The 16,388-nt window shown below is 70.2% G+C and carries 21 protein-coding genes; 15 read left to right on the forward strand and 6 right to left on the reverse strand.

Annotation, left to right across the window (positions count from 1 at the left end; all coding sequences use genetic code 11):
* Positions 1-69 precede the first annotated feature (69 nt).
* The 4 genes from ACLZN2_RS00255 to ACLZN2_RS00270 all read right to left on the reverse strand — a co-directional run bounded on the left by ACLZN2_RS00255 (position 70) and on the right by ACLZN2_RS00270 (position 3,593).
* Positions 70-285 carry a hypothetical protein gene (locus ACLZN2_RS00255; protein WP_416976237.1) on the reverse strand — a complete coding sequence of 72 codons (216 nt, stop codon included), beginning with the start codon at positions 283-285 and terminating at the stop codon, positions 70-72.
* A gap of 40 nt (positions 286-325) precedes the next feature.
* Positions 326-1,513 carry a S1C family serine protease gene (locus tag ACLZN2_RS00260; protein ID WP_416976238.1) on the reverse strand — a complete coding sequence of 396 codons (1,188 nt, stop codon included), beginning with the start codon at positions 1,511-1,513 and terminating at the stop codon, positions 326-328.
* Between the two features lie 151 nt (positions 1,514-1,664).
* The gene (locus ACLZN2_RS00265; RefSeq protein WP_416976239.1) at positions 1,665-2,687 is read right to left on the reverse strand and encodes a LacI family DNA-binding transcriptional regulator; all 1,023 of its coding nucleotides are present in this window, start codon (positions 2,685-2,687) and stop codon (positions 1,665-1,667) included.
* 126 nt (positions 2,688-2,813) lie between these two features.
* The gene (locus ACLZN2_RS00270) at positions 2,814-3,593 is read right to left on the reverse strand and encodes a response regulator transcription factor (RefSeq protein WP_416976240.1); all 780 of its coding nucleotides are present in this window, start codon (positions 3,591-3,593) and stop codon (positions 2,814-2,816) included.
* A gap of 182 nt (positions 3,594-3,775) precedes the next feature.
* Here ACLZN2_RS00270 and ACLZN2_RS00275 point away from each other — a divergent pair, with 182 nt between their 5' ends.
* From ACLZN2_RS00275 to ACLZN2_RS00310, 8 genes are all read left to right on the forward strand, one after another.
* Entirely contained in the window at positions 3,776-4,630 is an 855-nt protein-coding gene (locus ACLZN2_RS00275) for an alpha/beta hydrolase (RefSeq protein ID WP_416976241.1), read from the forward strand.
* Between the two features lie 113 nt (positions 4,631-4,743).
* On the forward strand, positions 4,744-4,998 hold the full coding sequence (locus tag ACLZN2_RS00280) for a MoaD/ThiS family protein (RefSeq protein WP_416976242.1): 255 nt from the start codon (positions 4,744-4,746) through the stop codon (positions 4,996-4,998).
* A 2-nt stretch (positions 4,999-5,000) separates the two neighbouring features.
* Complete coding sequence (locus ACLZN2_RS00285) at positions 5,001-6,152, forward strand: hypothetical protein (protein ID WP_416976243.1); 1,152 nt, start codon at positions 5,001-5,003, stop codon at positions 6,150-6,152.
* Between the two features lie 149 nt (positions 6,153-6,301).
* The gene (locus ACLZN2_RS00290) at positions 6,302-7,039 is read left to right on the forward strand and encodes a DUF2993 domain-containing protein (protein WP_416976244.1); all 738 of its coding nucleotides are present in this window, start codon (positions 6,302-6,304) and stop codon (positions 7,037-7,039) included.
* Positions 7,040-7,268: 229 nt separating this feature from the next.
* Entirely contained in the window at positions 7,269-7,349 is an 81-nt protein-coding gene (locus ACLZN2_RS00295) for a putative leader peptide (protein WP_350203226.1), read from the forward strand.
* Positions 7,350-7,491: 142 nt separating this feature from the next.
* Positions 7,492-8,331 carry a sulfurtransferase gene (locus tag ACLZN2_RS00300; RefSeq protein WP_416976245.1) on the forward strand — a complete coding sequence of 280 codons (840 nt, stop codon included), beginning with the start codon at positions 7,492-7,494 and terminating at the stop codon, positions 8,329-8,331.
* A gap of 39 nt (positions 8,332-8,370) precedes the next feature.
* Positions 8,371-8,658: a DUF1416 domain-containing protein gene (locus tag ACLZN2_RS00305; protein ID WP_358640276.1), complete on the forward strand. Its 288-nt coding sequence runs from the start codon at positions 8,371-8,373 to the stop codon at positions 8,656-8,658.
* A gap of 119 nt (positions 8,659-8,777) precedes the next feature.
* The gene (locus tag ACLZN2_RS00310; RefSeq protein ID WP_416976246.1) at positions 8,778-9,038 is read left to right on the forward strand and encodes a DUF3099 domain-containing protein; all 261 of its coding nucleotides are present in this window, start codon (positions 8,778-8,780) and stop codon (positions 9,036-9,038) included.
* A gap of 13 nt (positions 9,039-9,051) precedes the next feature.
* Here ACLZN2_RS00310 and ACLZN2_RS00315 read toward each other — a convergent pair whose 3' ends face one another.
* Positions 9,052-9,414: a DsrE family protein gene (locus ACLZN2_RS00315; protein WP_416976247.1), complete on the reverse strand. Its 363-nt coding sequence runs from the start codon at positions 9,412-9,414 to the stop codon at positions 9,052-9,054.
* Between the two features lie 215 nt (positions 9,415-9,629).
* On the opposite strand from ACLZN2_RS00315, the gene ACLZN2_RS00320 reads away from it, so the two are divergent.
* The 6 genes from ACLZN2_RS00320 to ACLZN2_RS00345 all read left to right on the forward strand — a co-directional run bounded on the left by ACLZN2_RS00320 (position 9,630) and on the right by ACLZN2_RS00345 (position 14,873).
* Positions 9,630-10,352, forward strand: a complete 723-nt coding sequence (locus ACLZN2_RS00320; RefSeq protein ID WP_416976248.1) for a hypothetical protein — start codon at positions 9,630-9,632, stop codon at positions 10,350-10,352.
* A complete protein-coding gene (locus ACLZN2_RS00325) occupies positions 10,349-11,245 on the forward strand; it encodes a hypothetical protein (protein WP_416976249.1) in 897 nt (298 codons plus the stop codon). Before ACLZN2_RS00320 ends, ACLZN2_RS00325 begins: the two co-directional genes overlap by 4 nt.
* On the forward strand, positions 11,242-12,375 hold the full coding sequence (locus ACLZN2_RS00330) for a hypothetical protein (protein ID WP_416976250.1): 1,134 nt from the start codon (positions 11,242-11,244) through the stop codon (positions 12,373-12,375). The genes ACLZN2_RS00325 and ACLZN2_RS00330 overlap by 4 nt, the downstream gene beginning before the upstream one ends.
* Before the next feature lie 464 nt (positions 12,376-12,839).
* Positions 12,840-13,415: an FABP family protein gene (locus tag ACLZN2_RS00335; RefSeq protein WP_416976251.1), complete on the forward strand. Its 576-nt coding sequence runs from the start codon at positions 12,840-12,842 to the stop codon at positions 13,413-13,415.
* A gap of 15 nt (positions 13,416-13,430) precedes the next feature.
* A complete protein-coding gene (locus ACLZN2_RS00340) occupies positions 13,431-13,898 on the forward strand; it encodes a Fur family transcriptional regulator (protein WP_416976252.1) in 468 nt (155 codons plus the stop codon).
* A gap of 9 nt (positions 13,899-13,907) precedes the next feature.
* Positions 13,908-14,873 carry a YgfZ/GcvT domain-containing protein gene (locus ACLZN2_RS00345; protein ID WP_416976253.1) on the forward strand — a complete coding sequence of 322 codons (966 nt, stop codon included), beginning with the start codon at positions 13,908-13,910 and terminating at the stop codon, positions 14,871-14,873.
* 22 nt (positions 14,874-14,895) lie between these two features.
* Here the strand turns inward: ACLZN2_RS00345 and dtd are convergent, their stop codons facing one another.
* A complete protein-coding gene (dtd, locus tag ACLZN2_RS00350) occupies positions 14,896-15,321 on the reverse strand; it encodes a D-aminoacyl-tRNA deacylase (RefSeq protein ID WP_416976254.1) in 426 nt (141 codons plus the stop codon).
* A 160-nt stretch (positions 15,322-15,481) separates the two neighbouring features.
* Here dtd and ACLZN2_RS00355 point away from each other — a divergent pair, with 160 nt between their 5' ends.
* Positions 15,482-16,048, forward strand: coding sequence for an aerial mycelium formation protein (locus tag ACLZN2_RS00355; RefSeq protein WP_416976255.1), 567 nt, complete (start codon positions 15,482-15,484; stop codon positions 16,046-16,048).
* Positions 16,049-16,388: the final 340 nt, after the last annotated feature.

Here is a 16,388-nt window from a genome sequence, read left to right on the forward strand (position 1 = left end):
GGAACGCTCTGAACGCCTTCAGCCTCGCATGCTTCCCGGTCCGTGCGTAAAGAGAGGGGCGGCGTGAGTTCAGCCGCGCATCGCCGTGAGGCGGTTCAGCGGCACCTTGCGGCGGTGCGGGCGGGCGGCGGAGGTGCGCAGGCCCATCATCTGCGGGGCCGCGACCTCCGGGGCCCGCACGACCAGCTGCTTCACCGGCTCGTGCAGCTCGTACGCCACGTCGAGGGCGAGAGCGAGGTCGGCCGCGCCGACACCGGTCACCGTGTGTGAAACCTGCTTGATCATGACGTACTCCCTACACGTTCGATGGACGGTCGATGGGTGGTCAGCTGTCGGAACCGCCGGCCCGCAGGCTGGCCAGGTCGGACTTGACGGTGTTGATCGGGATGGCGAAGCCGAGACCGACGCTGCCGGCGTCCGAGGAGGAGGCCGAGGCCGCGGAGTACATCGCGGAGTTGATGCCGATGATGTTGCCGCTCGCGTCGATGAGCGCGCCGCCGGAGTTGCCGGGGTTGAGGGAGGCGTCCGTCTGGAGCGCCTTGTAGGTGGTGGTCGAGGTGCCGGTGTCGCCGTTGAACTGCTGGCCGCCGAACTCGAAGGGCCAGCTGCCGTCGCCCTGCTGCTGTTGCTGCTGCTGGCCCTGGCTCTCGTCCGTGGAGACGGTCACGTCACGGTCGAGCGCGGAGACGATGCCGCTGGTCACCGTGCCGGTCAGGCCCTCGGGGGAGCCGATCGCCACGACCTCGTCACCGACCTGGACACCGTCGGAGTCGCCGAGGGTCGCCGCCTTCAGACCGGAGGCGTCCTCCAGCTTGATCAGCGCGAGGTCCTTCGCGCTGTCGGTGCCGACGACCTTCGCGGTGTACGACTTGCCGTCGCTGGTCGTCACCTTGATCGAGGAGGCGCCGGAGATGACGTGGTTGTTGGTGATGATCTCGCCGTCGCTGGTGATGATCACACCGGAGCCGGTGGAGGAGCCGTTGCTGAGGGTGGCGCTGATCTCGACCACGCTCGGGCTGACCGCGGCGGCGATCGAGGCGACGTCACCGGTCTTGCTGGACGGCACCACGCTGGTCGTGGTGGAGGAGGAGACCACCTCGTTCTTGCCGGTCAGCTCCTGGATGCCGTACGCCGTGCCGCCTCCGATGGCCGCGGCGACGATCGCGACGGCCGCGAGGAGCGCCAGGGGGCCTCGGGTGCGCTTCTTCTTCGGGGAGGGGGCGCCCGGCTCGGTGGCCAGGGGGGTGAGGAGAGCGGTTCCGCCGCCGCCGTTGCCGTCCCCGCCGGCCGCCGCGGCCTGCGTCTGCCACACCGCGGTGGGCTCGACCACCGGCTGCTGCTGAGCCGGGGGCTGCTGAGCCGACTGCTGGTACAGAGGCTGCTGCCGCACCGGCTCGAACGCCGGCGGGGGCGGCCACTCCGGGTTGACGGGGGAGGAAGCGTGCTGCTGGGCGCCCTGGTACGGGGTGTCGAAGTTCTCGTACTCGCCGCTGCGGCGGATGCTCTCGGTCATGGAAAGAAGCTTGTCCCGCGACCATGAGAGCTCCCTGAGTGCTCCCTGAGAACGCCGCCAGAACCTCGTATGCCCGAAATAAAGCGGGAACAGGCGCCCGGCGCGGGCCTCTCAGAGACCTCTCATACGCTCACGTCACACGCTCAGGTGCTCAGGCACAGCCGCAGGAGCGGCGTACCACCAGACGTGACGGGAACAGCTTCAGGCGTTCCCGGCGGGAGCCCGCCACCCGTACGCCGTCGTCCAGGACGAGGTCCACCGCCGCGCGGGCCATCGCCGAGCGGTCCGATGCGATCGTTGTCATGGGTGGGTCAGCCAGGGCGGCTTCCTTGATGTCGTCGAAGCCGATGACGGCCAGCTCGCCCGGTACGTCGATCCGCAGCTCGCGGGCCGCGCGCAGCACGCCGATCGCCTGGTCGTCGGTGGAACAGAAGATCGCGGGCGGCCGGTCGGGGCCGGAGAGCAGCTCCAGGGCCACGTGGTAGGCGTCGTAGCGGTTGTACGGCGCCTCGAACAGTCGGCCCTCGGTGCTGACGCCGGCGTCGGCCATGGCCTGCCGCCAGCCCTCGACGTGGTCGGAGACCGGGTCGCCGACGGAGGGGGTCTCGGCGGTGCCGCCCATACAGGCGACGTAGTCGTGGCCGTGCTCCAGGAGGTGGCGGACGGCGAGGCGGGCGCCGCCCAGGTCGTCGGTGACGACGGCGACGTCGTCGATGGCCTCGGGCCGCTCGTGCAGCAGCACCACCCGGGCGTCCCAGGCCTCGATCTCGGCGGCGGCCAGGTCGTTCAGCGCGTGCGAGACCAGGATCAGTCCGGAGACCCGCATCCCGAGGAACGCCCGCAGATAGTGGACCTCGCGCTCGGCGACGTAGTCGGTGTTGCCGACGAGGACCATCTTTCCGCGCTCGGAGGCGGCCTGCTCGACCGCGTGTGCCATCTCGCCGAAGAAGGGCTGGCGGGCGTCCGGGATGATCAGGCCTATGAGATCCGTGCGCCGGGACGCCATGGCCTGGGCGACCCGGTCGGGCCGGTACCCCAGTTCCTTGATCGCGGCGAGGACGCGCTCGCGCGTGGCCGGGGCGACCGGCCGGGGTCCGTTGTTGATGACGTAGCTCACGACGGCGGTGGAGGTCCCCGCCAGGCGTGCTACATCGTCCCGAGTCACCTTGGCCACGCGCGGAGTCTACGCGGATGGACCCGCTCTGGGCAGGGCGTACGTCACGTCCCTGTGCGGAAGCAATGCCTCCGCCGAGCGGATCGCGGCCGGTACCGGTCGGTAACCGAGAGGTACCGGCGAGTACTACACGTCCGCCGCGAGTTCTTCGGCGCTCACGGAGACCGTGTTGTCCGAATCATCCGCGTTTGTCTGCTCGGCCTTGACCTTCGCGTCCTCACCACCGCGCTCAGCCTTCTCAGGCGTAACGAATCGATAACCCACGTTCCGGACGGTGCCGATCAGCGACTCGTGCTCCGGGCCGAGCTTGGCGCGCAGCCGTCGTACGTGCACGTCGACCGTGCGGGTGCCGCCGAAGTAGTCGTAGCCCCACACCTCCTGAAGGAGCTGTGCGCGCGTGAACACCCGGCCGGGGTGCTGGGCCAGGTACTTCAGCAGCTCGAACTCCTTGAAGGTGAGGTCGAGGACCCGCCCCTTCAGCTTCGCGCTGTACGTCGCCTCGTCGACCGACAGGTCGCCGTTGCGGATCTCCATCGGGGAGTCGTCGTTGACGATCTGCTGCCGGCCCATGGCCAGCCGCAGCCGGGCCTCCACCTCCGCCGGACCGGCGGTGTCGAGGAGGACGTCGTCGATGCCCCAGTCGGCGGTGACGGCGGCGAGGCCGCCCTCGGTGACGACGAGGATCAGCGGACAGCCGGGGCCGGTCGAGCGCAGCAGCTGGCACAGACTGCGCACCTGCGGGAGGTCGCGGCGGCCGTCGATCAGGATGACGTCGGCGCCCGGGGTGTCGACGAGCGCGGGTCCTTCGGCCGGCGCCACCCGCACGTTGTGCAGGAGCAGGCCGAGGGCCGGAAGCACCTCTGTCGACGGCTGGAGGGCATTGGTCAGGAGCAGCAGAGAACTCATACGTCGGTTCCTCCTCGGTCCCTGCGAGGACGTGTGTGCGGTACGGCACTGCTCTGCGATCCCGAAGGCCCCGTACACCCGCGGTCACCTGGAGTTTCCCGCTTCGTATACAACGCTTCCGAAAGCACAAAAGGACCCGGGGGCTACGCTGCCCGAGTCCTCTGCCCAGCAGAATAGCCCACATGAGCAACAGTCGGGCAGGTCATGTGGCGCGTTCCACCGTTCGTCCGTACTCCGAGACGGGCACGTGCACACCATTGCGGACGTTTCTGCCCACCGCCGACGGGATTTCGATCGATTCCGTATACAACCCGGGCGCGGCCGTATACAACGGCTCGCCGTCATCCACCGTTCACCCCGTGTTCGTGATCGCCCACGGGTTCACCGGCGACGCCGACCGCCCGCCGGTACGCCGGGTGGCGGACGCCTTCGCGCGGTACGGGGCCGTCGTCACCTTCTCCTTCCGGGGCCACGGACGCTCCGGCGGGCGCTCGACGGTCGGCGACAAGGAGGTGCTGGACCTGGAGGCCGCCGTGGAGTGGGCCCGTTCGCTCGGGCACACGCGCGTGGTGACCGTCGGCTTCTCGATGGGCGGCTCGGTGGTGCTGCGGCACGCGGCCCTGCACAAGGGGGTCGACGCCGTGGTCTCGGTCAGCGCGCCCGCCCGCTGGTACTACCGGGGCACCGTCGCGATGCGCCGCGTGCACTGGCTGATCACCCGTCCGGAGGGCCGGCTGCTCGGCCGCGTCGGCTTCCGCACACGGATCCACCACCGCGACTGGGACCCCATACCCCTCTCCCCGACCGAGGCGGTCCCGCGGATCGCGCCCGTCCCGCTGCTGATCGTGCACGGCGACCGTGACGGCTACTTCCCCCTCGACCATCCCCGGATGCTCGCCGCGGCGGCGGGCGAGTGCGGCGAACTCTGGCTGGAACCCGGCATGGGCCACGCCGAGGACGCGGCCGACGACGCCCTGCTGACCCGGATCGGGGACTGGGCGGTGGCGCGGGCGGGTGGCGCGGGCGGGCTAGCCTGAACCCTGTCGAAGAACCGAGTCGAACAACCGAGTCGAAGAACCGACAAGAAGCCGATCGACGAACCGATCCGACACGAACCGATCCGACACGAACCGATCCGAGAAGGAACGCGATGCCCAAGGTCACCGTGCGGTACTGGGCGGCCGCCAAGGCCGCGGCCGGGGTCGCCGAGGAGCCGTACGACGCGGACACCCTCGCCGAGGCCCTCGACGCGGCGCGTGCGCGACACCCCGGCGAACTCGTGCGTGTGCTGCGGCGATGCTCGTTCCTGATCGACGGTGACCCCGTGGGCACCCGCGAACATGAGACGGTACGGCTGGCCGACGGCGGCACGGTCGAGGTGCTCCCGCCGTTCGCAGGAGGGTGAGGATGACCGACCAGCAGCCGTATCAGCAGCCGCATCAGCAGTACCCGGGGTACGAGGGGTACGACCAGCAGGGGTGGCCTGCGCAGCAGCAGGGGTACGACGATCCGCAGGCGCACCTTCAGTACACGCAGCAGTGGCAGGGGCAGACCTGGGAGACCAGTGTGCAGCCGCCGGTTGGGGCGGAGCAGGGGTATGAGGCCCCCGGTGCTGGGGCCGATGCGGCTGCTGTGGACCCCGCCTACATGGCGCCCGGTGCTGCAGGCCTTGCCCACCCGTCCCGCCTGGGGGTCCCCCCAGGCCCTCAAGGCGCTGGGGGAGGGACGACTGCCCAAGGCGGCGGGGCCTCCTTCGAGGGCGACCCTGGTTACGGGCCCGCCACCGTCGGTGGGAACTCGCGTGTCACCGATGCTCAGCGGGCGCGGCTTGAAGGGCGGTCGCCGATCATCGAGCCCGGGATGCAGCCCGCTGTGCTCACCGCGGTGCTCGGGCTGTTGTTGTCCGGTGCGGCGGCCGTCGGGGAGTTCGCCCTGGTCGTGCCGCTCGTCGTCCTTCAGGCCGTGACGGCCGCGGGCTGGTTCCGGCTGAACGGCATGTGGCCGGCCCGGCAGGGCATCGCGCTTGCCTTCCTCGGCGCGCTGGTCTCGGACGTGGCGCTGCTCGTCGTCGGCCGGGAGAACGCGCCCGCCGCGATCCTCGGCACGCTGGGCGTGTGGGTCCTGCTCTGCCTGGTCCTGCAGCTGCGCTCGCACGCCGACCCCGACGAGCGGATGTACGGCCTGATGGCGACCGTCGCCTCTGCCGCGCTGGCGATCGTCGCGACCGGGCACCTCGGCGCCGACCCCGACGCGGTGTCCGTGGGCACCGCGGCCGTCGCGGTCGCCGTACTGGCCCGTGCGCTGCCGCTGCCGACCCCGGCCTCCGTCGTCGTGTCGCTGCTCGCCGCCGCGGGCGCGGGCATCGCCGTCGGCGGGATGACCGGGATGGGCGCCAAGGGTGCCCTGCTCGGCGCGGGTGCCGCGGTGTGCGCGCTGATCGGCCACCGGGTCGCCGCCTACGACTACCCCTCCCGCTTCGTGCACTTCACGGCGGGCGTCGCCCTGCCGCTCGCGGCCTCCGCACCGGCGGTGTACGTGCTGGGGCGCGCGCTGGGATAGCCGTCCACCCCGGACTTTCGGGGCTCTGTCACAGCTGATCGACAATCCTCCGGGGGCTCCTGCCCCCGGGGTTACGGTGGTCGGCGAGCGAACCGACAGAGCAGACCGACAGAGCAGACCGACCGTCAGGCATCCGGGGGAACACTGCAATGCGCGCGCTTCGAATTCTGCTGATCACCGTGGTGGTCCTGGGCGGTCTCTTCGTCCTGGCCGACCGCCTCGCGCTCCACTTCGCCGAGGGCGAGGCCGCGGACAAGCTCAGGACCAGTGAGGGCCTCGCCACCACCCCGGACGTGTCCATCAAGGGCTTCCCCTTCCTTACCCAGGTGGTCGGCGGCTCGCTGGAAGACGTCGAGGTCGGCATCAAGGACTACGAGGCGGACACCGGCGTCAACGGCCAGTCCCTCCGCATCGACGACCTCAAGGCCGACATGAAGGGCGTCGAGTTCTCCGGCGACTACAGCTCCGCCACCGCAGCCACGGCCTCCGGTACGGCGACCGTCGCCTACGACGAGCTGCTGAAGACCGCCAAGTCCGAGGAGACCCAGGTCGCGCCCGGACTCACCGCCAAGGTGGTCGGACTCTCCGACGGCGGCAACGGCAAGATCAAGGTCACCGTCGAGGCGACCGTCCTGGGCGTGAAGCTGGCGGAGCCCGTCTCCGTGCTGAGCACGGTCACCGTCGAGGGCGACACCGTCCGGGTGCACGCCGATTCTCTTCCGGACTTCCGCGGCGTCACGGCCGCCGAGAACGAGGTGCGCTCCATCACCGACTTCGAGCAGAAGATCGAGGGGCTGCCCGGCGGCATCCGGCTCGACAAGGTGCAGGCGGGGAAGAGCGGTGTGGAGATCACCGTGAAGGGTTCGAACGTCCGGCTCGCCGGGTAATACCCCCCGAGCCTCCCGAACCTCCGGATTCGCCCTGGCGCCGGAACACCGGTGTCCGACAGGCGAGACGCCACCGTCCGTACCGTAGATGTGACGACGGATACACGCATCCGGAAGCCCCGCGGGAACGGCCTGGCCCGCTCATCATCTCGACATCCGGACGATCGCGTCTCATCATCCGGCCAGCTGGTGACACGCCCGCCTGTCCGTCCCTACGATCGACCACATGATGAAGCGACAGGCGGATCTCACGAAGCGGCGGGCAGTCGACCTGTGCCGCGTCGCCGCCATGCTCTGTCGCACTGTCTGACAGCGGAAGCGCCGCCGGCCTTCCGCGCCTCCCGGCGCCCTCGAACCGAGGGCATCCGTGCGCCGGCCGCCGGCGAGACCCGGCCGCGCACCCCTCTCTTTCTTGCACACCCCCGCCGCAACTGCCCCGGAGGAGAACGAGCATGAGCCGCAGCGACGTCCTGGTCGACGCCGACTGGGTCGAGGCCAACCTCGACAACGCCGACATCGCCATTGTCGAGGTCGACGAGGACACGTCGGCCTACGAGAAGAACCACATCCGCAACGCCATCCGGATCGACTGGACCAAGGACCTCCAGGACCCGGTCCGCCGTGACTTCATCGACCAGGAGGCCTTCGAGAAGCTCCTCTCGGCCAAGGGCATCGGCAACGACACCCTGGTGATCCTGTACGGCGGCAACAACAACTGGTTCGCGTCGTACGCGTACTGGTACTTCAAGCTGTACGGCCACGAGAACGTCAAGCTTCTCGACGGTGGCCGCAAGAAGTGGGAGCTGGACGCCCGCGAGCTGGTCGAGGAGGTCCCCGCGCGCGCCGAGACCACCTACACCGCCAAGCCGCAGAACACCGCCATCCGCGCCTTCCGTGACGAGGTCGTCGCCGCGATCGGCTCGCAGAACCTGGTCGACGTCCGCTCGCCCGACGAGTTCTCCGGCAAGCTGCTCGCCCCGGCCCACCTGCCGCAGGAGCAGTCCCAGCGCCCGGGCCACGTCCCGACCGCCCGAAACATCCCGTGGTCGAAGAACGCCAACGACGACGGCACCTTCAAGTCGGACGACGCGCTCAAGGAGCTCTACGCCGACGAGCAGGTCGACCTCGCCAAGGACACCATCGCCTACTGCCGTATCGGCGAGCGCTCGGCCCTGACGTGGTTCGTCCTGCACGAGCTGCTCGGTGTCGAGAACGTCAAGAACTACGACGGCTCGTGGACCGAGTACGGCTCGCTGGTCGGCGTTCCGATCGAGCTCGGCGCCAACAAGTAATCACCCCGACCGACCTTTCAAGACCTCTGGAGTAGCAGCATGTGTGGAGCGAAGGCCGGCGGCCCGGACGCCTCGACGATCAAGCCCGGTGAGACCACGATCCAGGGCCAGGTGACCCGCGACGGCGAGCCGGTGGTCGGATACGTCCGTCTGCTCGACTCGACCGGCGAGTTCACCGCGGAGGTCCCCACCTCCGCCACGGGACAGTTCCGCTTCTACGCGGCGGAGGGCACCTGGACGGTCCGCGCGCTCGTCCCCGGCGCCACCGCCGACCGCACGGTCGTCGCCCAGAAGGGCGGACTCGCGGAGGTCGCGATCGCGGTCTGAGGACCGCCTGGCTCGGGCGGTCTGTGACGGACGCCTCATGACTGAGGGCCGTACCCCTGGGGTGACCCCCGGGGTACGGCCCTCAGCCGTTTCCGGACCTACGGACCTACGCTGGAAGCATGTACGCACGCCGGCGTCACATCTACTTCGCCATGATGGGCACGTGCATCACGCTCTTCGTCCTGGCCTGGGGAGTCGTGCGCATCTGGTCGGTGCCGGTGGCGGTCGGCATGTGCCTGGTCGCCATGGTCATCCCACCGCTCGCCGCCATGGTCGCCAACCGGCGCGGCCCGGAGGACCGCTGGTGGGACGATCCGTCCGGGGACCCGAAGTCCGACGAGTGGTGGGACGAACTGGACGGCAAGAAGCGCCGCCAGTGAACGGGCAGCGCGGTCAGTAGACGAGTGCCTGGGTGTCGTCGGCGAGCGCCTCCTGTACGAACACCTGCGCACCCGCGATCCGTACGCCCTCGATGACGTCCTTCTCCGTGATGTCCCGCCGGGCCGCGCACTGTGTGCAGAGCGTGAGCCGCCCGCCGGCCAGGACGGACTCGATCAGGTCGGGCAGCGGGGCGGCGTGCGGCAGTTCGAACTCGGCGGCGCGCCCCGGCAGCGCGAACCAGGCCGACTCCCCGGTCAGCCACAGCGACACCTCGACCCCACTGGCCACGGCCACCGCCGCGACGGTGAACGCCTGCGAGCACCGCTCGGGGGCATCGGCCCCCGCGGTCACCTTGATCACGAGCTTCTTCGCCATAGCTGAATCGTAATCAACTCGCCTACAACTACTTGTGTTGACCATGGGTCTCCTGTGAAGCGCGATACGGATGGCGCGCTTCACGTTCTGAGGGGGACGTTGTGGGAGAACACGTGGAGGGCGCCGCAGGGCAGCCCGACGCTGTGCCCGAAAACGATGCGGTGCCCGAAAGTCATGCGGTGCCCGAAAGTCATGCGGTGCCCGAAAGTCATGCGGTGCCCGAGGTTCCGGTTCGGCGGCGAGGGCGTACGACCCTGCTGATCGCCGGTGCCGTGGTGCTCGGCCTGGTGGCCGGGACCTGCGCCGGGTATCTGGTCCAGGCCGACCGGCGGCCGACGAAGCTGCCCTCGCTCTCGCAGCCGACGATGCCGCAGGCGAAGGGCCCCGCGCCCGAGCCGCTGTCGGCGGCGCGGGACCGTCAGGTGAAGACCGACGGTGACCTGCGCAAACTGCTGCTGACGAAGCCGAAGGGCACCAAGGACGCCACCTGGCTGGAGGGCATGGACGGCTGGATGGACCTGTCCGCCTACGCCGACTCCTACGAGAAGCCGGAGGAGGTCTTCGGCGAGCTCGTCGGCAACGAGTTCCGCCGGGTCGCCGTGACCGGCTGGGAGGAGGGCAGCTCGTACACCGTGGAGCTGCGGCTGGTGCAGTTCCGGCAGGAGGAGACGGTCGCGGCCGCCGACTACTGCGACAACGGTCAGTACTGGGCGGAGAAGGAGGGCTCCACCGACAGCTGGCCGATCGCCGGTACCGGCACGGGCATGGCGTACGTCCACCACAAGCCGGAGACCGAGGCCGGATACCTGCCGCTCTACAGCGCGGAGGCGCACGCCTGGCGCGGTGACGTCGCCATGGAGATCTGGGTCTACGGGTCCAAGGAGGTCTCCAAGAAGAAGATCATGGACCTGGCCGAGCGGCAGATGGAGCGGCTGTGAGCGAGCAGGAGCAGGAGCAGGGGTACGAGGCCGGGGGAGCAGGGTCGGCCGGGTCGGCCGGCTCGGTGGGACCGGTGGAGGCGGCCGGCCCCGAGCCGGCACCGGTCGTGCCGCCCCTCGACCCCGCCGCGCGGCGCAGGCGCCGTCGCCGTACCGCGGCCGTCGCGGGTTCCCTGGTGCTCGCAGGGGCCCTGGTCGCGGGGGTCGGCTTCACGTTCGTCACCGTGCGGGACGCCGACCGGGACGCCGGGGCGCCGGTCTGGAAGTTCCCGAAGGAGACCCCGGTCGCGGATCAGCCGGAGGAACCGGAGACGAGCCGCAGCGGACTCGCCGCGATGCTGGTCCCGTACGGCACCGACGGATTCACCCGGGGACCGGACATCGGTGAGTTCGGCGCCGACGCCCAGCTCAGCGGGGAGCGGGCCGCCGCCCTGCGCAAGGAGGCGCTGAAGGATCTGCCGCGCTCGCAGCGCAAGCGGCTGGAGCAGCGGATCGACAAGCAGCGCATCAAGGGCATGGCGATGCGCAGCTACCTCAGCGAGGAGACCAGCGCCCTCGATGTGAACGACGGGGTCTACAGCGTCAACGTCACGTTGTCCCAGATGGACAACAAGGCGGCGGTGCGCGACATCGCGACCTTCCAGGGCGAGTTCCTCGACGCGCTCGACGTCTTCCGCAAGGGCCCGGCGATCAAGGGCCACAAGAACGCGAAGTGTTTCCTGCCGCCCAAGGACGACGACTCCGACCTCGAAGGCATGTTCTGTTCCGCGTACGTGGGCGAGGTCCTGGTCAGCCTGACCGCCGAGGCCGTCAAACCACTCGACACCAAGGGAGTCGCCTTGTTCCTCCGCGAACAACTCGACCGCATCGCGGAACCGGGGGAGGCGGTATGACCGACGAGCAGACCCCCACGGCCCCGCTGAAGCCCCCCGCCACGGAGGAACCGCCGACGGAGCCGATCGCGCCCGAGCCGACCGCGCCGGAGCCGACCGCGCCCGAGCCGATCGCGCCCGAGCCGATCGCGCCGGAGCCGACCGCGCCGGAGCCGACCGTCCCGGAGTCGACCGTCCCGGAGTCGACAGGGCCAGAGCCGACCGTGCCGGAGAAGCCGGCGGCGGAGCCGTATGTGGCCGCGGTCGCCGACGGCGGGGACGCACCACTGGGGCCACCCGCACCCGACGACGAGACCCGCACGGGTGGTGCGGGTGGGAACACATTCGCCGATGGCGCAGCCGAGGCGGCAGCCGGGGGCACCCCCAAGACGCGGCGCCCCCGGCTGCGTACCGCCCTGCGCTGGGCAGCCGCGGTGACCGTCTTCGCGGCGGTCGGCGCGTCGACGGCGTACGGCATCACGAGGATGGACCGCACGGACGTACCAGGTCTGGAGACGGAGTCGGACGGCCGCTGGGCGTACCCCGCGCTCACCAAGCCGCCCCTCCCCTCCGGCAGCCCCGCTCCCTTCGCCAGGGCGAACCACTCGGGCGCCCACTACGCCGACCTGCGTGCCCTCGTCCTGCCCGCCCCGGAGGGTGCGAAGGAGGACAAGGCGCTGGCCGGCTCCGACGGCTGGCTGAAGACCGAGGACTTCCTGAAGGAGTTCGAGGACACCCGCCGGGGTGACATCGAGGACAAGCTCGTCGACGTCGGCCTGCGTCATGTCGCGGCCCGCGGCTGGACCACCCCCGACGGCACCAGCACCCGCGTCTACCTGCTCAGATTCGGCTCGGTGGCCGTCACCGAGCAGATCTTCGGCGACGACTTCACCAGCTATGACGCCCCGGTCTACCCGGTGCGCGGCGCGGACGCCTACGAGCGGGACGAGGACTTCCCGCTGGCCGCGCAGTCGAAGAACGTCACGCTGACGCCGTACGCCGAGACGAAGCCGTACGGCGCCGAGCAGGTCCGTCTCGCCTACCTGAGCGCGGGTGACGTGATGGCGATGATCGTGCAGGCCGGGAAGGGCACCATGCCCGCGGTCCCCTTCCAGCAGACGGTGGTCCTGCAGAGCCAGCTGCTCGAGTGACCCTGTAGGGGCCCACCTCCCACGGAGGGCCGGTCCCCGGCCGCGTAAGCTGGGGACCGGCCTTGTGTACGTACGGAACCAACCACGCTCATCCGAGGAGCACCCGTGGAGATCTTCTTCGAAACCCTGCTGGCCCTGGTCTGCGTCGGCGTCCTCGCCTTCGCCTTCCTGGCCGTGAAGAAGCTGTACCAGGGCCAGCGCTGACCCCTAGGGCCTGTCCGGCGGATCAGGCCGCGGACGCGGGGTCTGGCACGCCCTCCCCCAGAGGGGGTACAGCGGCGTTGTCGTCGGTTGCCGATGCTCCGCATCGACGCCCTCCTCCGCCTTGCAGCTGGACGCTCCCCCACGCTCGAACGACCTCGCGCGGGGGCACCCCCATCGCCCCCGCTCACCTGCGCTGACAAGGCGCCGTCCTTTTCCCACGACCTGATCCGCCGGACAGGCCCTAGCTAGGAATCCCAGAGATGATCGAGATCCCGTCCGACCTCCACAAGGACCTGGTCCCGCTCGCCTTCCTGCTCGGCAACTGGGCCGGCGCGGGCGTGCACGACTTCCCCGGCGACGAGAAGTGCAACTTCGGCCAGGAGGTCACCTTCACGCACGACGGGCGGGACTTCCTGGAGTACCACTCCCACACCTGGGTGCTCGACAAGGACGGCAACAAGATCCGCCCGCTGGAGTCGGAGCACGGCTTCTGGCGGATCGACGGCTCCCGCAAGGTCGAGGTGACGATGACCCGCGACGACGGCGTCATCGAGATCTGGTACGGCGCGATGGCCGAGAAGAAGCCGCAGATCGACCTGGTCACGGACGCCGTCGCCCGTACGGCAGCCTCCCGTCCCTACAGCGGCGGCAAGCGGCTCTACGGCTACGTCAAGAGCGACCTGATGTGGGTGGGCGAGAAGCAGACCCCCGAGGTGGAACTGCGCCCCTACATGTCGGCCCACCTGAAGAAGGTCGTCACCCCGGAGGACGTCGAGCGCTGGGCCAAGGCCCTCCCCGACGACATGCCGGACGACGGGATCGCCTTCTTCAAGTAGTTCTAGACTTCCAGTGTGGTGAGCACCGACTGGAAGAGCGACCTCAGGCAGCGCGGCTACCGGCTGACGCCGCAGCGGCAACTCGTGCTGGAAGCCGTGGACACCCTTGAGCACGCGACCCCCGACGACATCCTCACGGAAGTGAAGAAGACGGCGTCGGGGGTCAACATTTCCACGGTCTACCGGACCCTGGAGCTCCTGGAGGAGCTGGGCCTGGTCAGCCACGCCCATCTCGGGCACGGCGCGCCGACGTACCATCTCGCCGACCGGCACCACCACATCCACCTGGTCTGCCGGGACTGCGAGAACGTCATCGAGGCGGACGTGAAGGTGGCGGCCGAGTTCACGGCCAAGCTGCGGGAGACGTTCGGCTTCGAGACGGACATGAAGCACTTCGCGATCTTCGGCCGCTGCAAGGACTGCACGCTGAAGGCCGCGACGGACGCACGTTCGACTGCCAAGAGTTCAATTACCGAGTCGTAGGCTTGGCGTATGAAGAGCCCTCTGCTGTCCCTGCCCGGCGCCGTCCCCGCCGAGGGGGTGGACGAAGGTGTCGCCGCCCACTACGGCGACCTGTTCCGCGAGCAGCGCGCCCTCGCCGACGGCACCGGATTCGTCGACCTCTCGCACCGCGGAGTCGTCACCGTCACCGGTGAGGACCGCCTGAGCTGGCTGCACCTCCTGCTCACCCAGCACGTCAGCGAACTCCCGGTCGGCCAGGCCACCGAGGCCCTGATCCTCTCGGCCCACGGCCACATCGAACACGCGCTCTACCTGGTCGACGACGGCACGACCACCTGGGCCCACATCGAACCCGGCACCCAGGACGAGCTGCTCGCCTACCTGGAGTCGATGAAGTTCTTCTACCGGGTCGAGGTCGCCGACCGCACCGCCGACACCGCCGTCGTCCACCTCCCCGCCGGCTCCATCACGGAGGTGCCGGACGGTGTCGTCGTACGCGAGACCCCGTACGGCCGTGACCTCTTCCTCCCGCGGGCGGACCTGGAGTCGTACACGGAGAAGGCGGGCCCCCCGGCCGGGATCCTCGCCCACGAGGCGCTGCGCGTCGAGCAGCACCGCCCCCGCGTCGGCTTCGAGACCGACCACCGCACCATCCCGCACGAGCTGGGCTGGATCGGTACGGCGGTACACCTGCAGAAGGGCTGCTACCGCGGCCAGGAGACGGTCGCCCGCGTCCAGAACCTGGGCAAGCCGCCGCGCCGCCTGGTCTTCCTCCACCTCGACGGCAGCGAGGTCCACCTCCCGGCCCACGGCACCGAACTCCGCGTCGCCGACGAGGCCCCCGACGGCCGCAGGATCGGCTTCATCACCACCTCCGTACGCCACCACGAACTGGGCCCGGTGGCCCTGGCCCTGGTCAAGCGGAACGTCCCGGTGGACGCCCCCCTGATGGCGGGCACGACGGCGGCGGCCCAGGAGACAGTGGTCGAACCCTAGGGCCTGTCCGGCGGTTCATGCCCTAGACCTCGACGAGGACGGTGAAGGGGCCGTCGTTCGTCAGCGAGACACGCATCCGCGCCCCGAACCGCCCCGTCGCCACGGTGGCCCCGAGCCCCCGCAACTGCGCCACGACCTCCTCGACGAGGGGCTCGGCGACGGGCCCGGGGGCGGCGGCGTTCCACGTGGGCCGCCGCCCTTTCCGCGCGTCCCCGTACAGGGTGAACTGGCTGATGACCAACAACGGGGCGTCGACGTCACTGCACGACTTCTCGTCGTGCAGCATCCGCACGGACCACAGCTTGCGGGCGAGCTGGGCGGCCTTCTCCTTGGTGTCGTCATGCGTCACCCCGACCAGCACGCACAGCCCCTCGCCGGTGATCTCCCCGACCGTCTCCCCGTCGACGACCACACTCGCGCCGTCCACCCTCTGCACCACAGCTCGCATGCGGACCATCATGCCGGGTGCCCCGCACCGCCCCGCAAAGGGCCCACTTTGATCCTTTAGGCCCTGTCTGGGCCGTTCGGGGGGACTCGGTAACATCGCGTCGACTTGGGGTGGCACGATGCTTTCCACCACACGCCGGTCGAGGGGACGGTAGAGGGACATGAGCACACCGAGTACCGAGCGGCCGACGGCACACCGGCCGCCCTTCCAGCGCGGCGACAGCCCCGGGCCGCCCGTGGATCCGCCGGAGCCCGACCTGGTCCGGCTGAGCCTGCCCGAACTGCGCACCCTGCGCCAGGGCGCCCAGCGCGACGAGGCGGACCTCAGCTACGTACGCCGGCTGCTGCAGGGCCGTATCGACATCCTCCGCGCGGAGCTGGCCCGCCGCTCCCCGACGGGCGCGGCCTCGGTCGTCGAGCGGCTCCCGGAGATCCTCACCGACGCCCCGGCCCGCCATCGCTCCTCGGCCCGCCATGTCACCCTGGGCACACCGCACAGCGAGGAGTACGGCCGTCTCGCCGCCGACATGCTCGCCGACGTCGAACTCTCCGACCTCGGCGCCCGCACCGACCCCGAGCTCCATACGGCGATGGCCCGCCTTGTCGGCTACGAATCTCAGATCTCCCGCCACCGTCAGCACCTTCAGCGCACGGCGGACGACTGCGGGGCCGAAATCACCCGCCGCTACCGGGAGGGCGAGGCCCAGATCGACGACCTCCTGGTCTGACCCGGCCGCCCCCCTGGGGGCTCCGCCCCCAGACCCCCGGCCTGTGCCCACCCACCACCCGACTCGGTCGGGAACAAGGGCACCGGCCTCCTGGGGGCTGCCGCCCCCAGACCCCCGCCCTCCGCCCACCGACCACCCGACTCGGTCGGGAACAAGGGCACCCGACAGGGCGCCCCACCCAGCCCGTCCGGCGTTTGAGGACGAGGCCCGTTCAGGGCCGAAGCGGGGTCTGGGGGCGCAGCCCCCAGGGGGGTCGAAGGGGCGAGCCCCTGGGGGATGGGAAGGGTAAGGGCGGCGGGGGCGAAAAAGGTGGCGACGCCCGCCCCCACGCTGCCTACCG

It is taken from the genome of Streptomyces sp. T028, from assembly GCF_048159505.1.
Classification (GTDB): domain Bacteria; phylum Actinomycetota; class Actinomycetes; order Streptomycetales; family Streptomycetaceae; genus Streptomyces.

What these genes read in the sequence shown, in the direction of transcription:
- ACLZN2_RS00285 (WP_416976243.1), top strand. Translation starts at nt 5,001, where the DNA reads ATGACCGACCAGCAGCCGTATCAGCAGCCGCATCAGCAGTACCCGGGG.
- ACLZN2_RS00280 (WP_416976242.1), top strand. Translation starts at nt 4,744, where the DNA reads ATGCCCAAGGTCACCGTGCGGTACTGGGCGGCCGCCAAGGCCGCGGCC.
- ACLZN2_RS00310 (WP_416976246.1), top strand. Translation starts at nt 8,778, where the DNA reads ATGTACGCACGCCGGCGTCACATCTACTTCGCCATGATGGGCACGTGC.
- ACLZN2_RS00315 (WP_416976247.1), bottom strand. Translation starts at nt 9,414, where the DNA reads ATGGCGAAGAAGCTCGTGATCAAGGTGACCGCGGGGGCCGATGCCCCC.
- ACLZN2_RS00330 (WP_416976250.1), top strand. Translation starts at nt 11,242, where the DNA reads ATGACCGACGAGCAGACCCCCACGGCCCCGCTGAAGCCCCCCGCCACG.
- ACLZN2_RS00290 (WP_416976244.1), top strand. Translation starts at nt 6,302, where the DNA reads ATGCGCGCGCTTCGAATTCTGCTGATCACCGTGGTGGTCCTGGGCGGT.
- ACLZN2_RS00300 (WP_416976245.1), top strand. Translation starts at nt 7,492, where the DNA reads ATGAGCCGCAGCGACGTCCTGGTCGACGCCGACTGGGTCGAGGCCAAC.
- ACLZN2_RS00355 (WP_416976255.1), top strand. Translation starts at nt 15,482, where the DNA reads ATGAGCACACCGAGTACCGAGCGGCCGACGGCACACCGGCCGCCCTTC.
- ACLZN2_RS00270 (WP_416976240.1), bottom strand. Translation starts at nt 3,593, where the DNA reads ATGAGTTCTCTGCTGCTCCTGACCAATGCCCTCCAGCCGTCGACAGAG.
- ACLZN2_RS00255 (WP_416976237.1), bottom strand. Translation starts at nt 285, where the DNA reads ATGATCAAGCAGGTTTCACACACGGTGACCGGTGTCGGCGCGGCCGAC.
- ACLZN2_RS00275 (WP_416976241.1), top strand. Translation starts at nt 3,776, where the DNA reads ATGAGCAACAGTCGGGCAGGTCATGTGGCGCGTTCCACCGTTCGTCCG.
- ACLZN2_RS00345 (WP_416976253.1), top strand. Translation starts at nt 13,908, where the DNA reads ATGAAGAGCCCTCTGCTGTCCCTGCCCGGCGCCGTCCCCGCCGAGGGG.
- ACLZN2_RS00335 (WP_416976251.1), top strand. Translation starts at nt 12,840, where the DNA reads ATGATCGAGATCCCGTCCGACCTCCACAAGGACCTGGTCCCGCTCGCC.
- ACLZN2_RS00305 (WP_358640276.1), top strand. Translation starts at nt 8,371, where the DNA reads ATGTGTGGAGCGAAGGCCGGCGGCCCGGACGCCTCGACGATCAAGCCC.
- ACLZN2_RS00295 (WP_350203226.1), top strand. Translation starts at nt 7,269, where the DNA reads ATGAAGCGACAGGCGGATCTCACGAAGCGGCGGGCAGTCGACCTGTGC.
- dtd (WP_416976254.1), bottom strand. Translation starts at nt 15,321, where the DNA reads ATGCGAGCTGTGGTGCAGAGGGTGGACGGCGCGAGTGTGGTCGTCGAC.
- ACLZN2_RS00260 (WP_416976238.1), bottom strand. Translation starts at nt 1,513, where the DNA reads ATGACCGAGAGCATCCGCCGCAGCGGCGAGTACGAGAACTTCGACACC.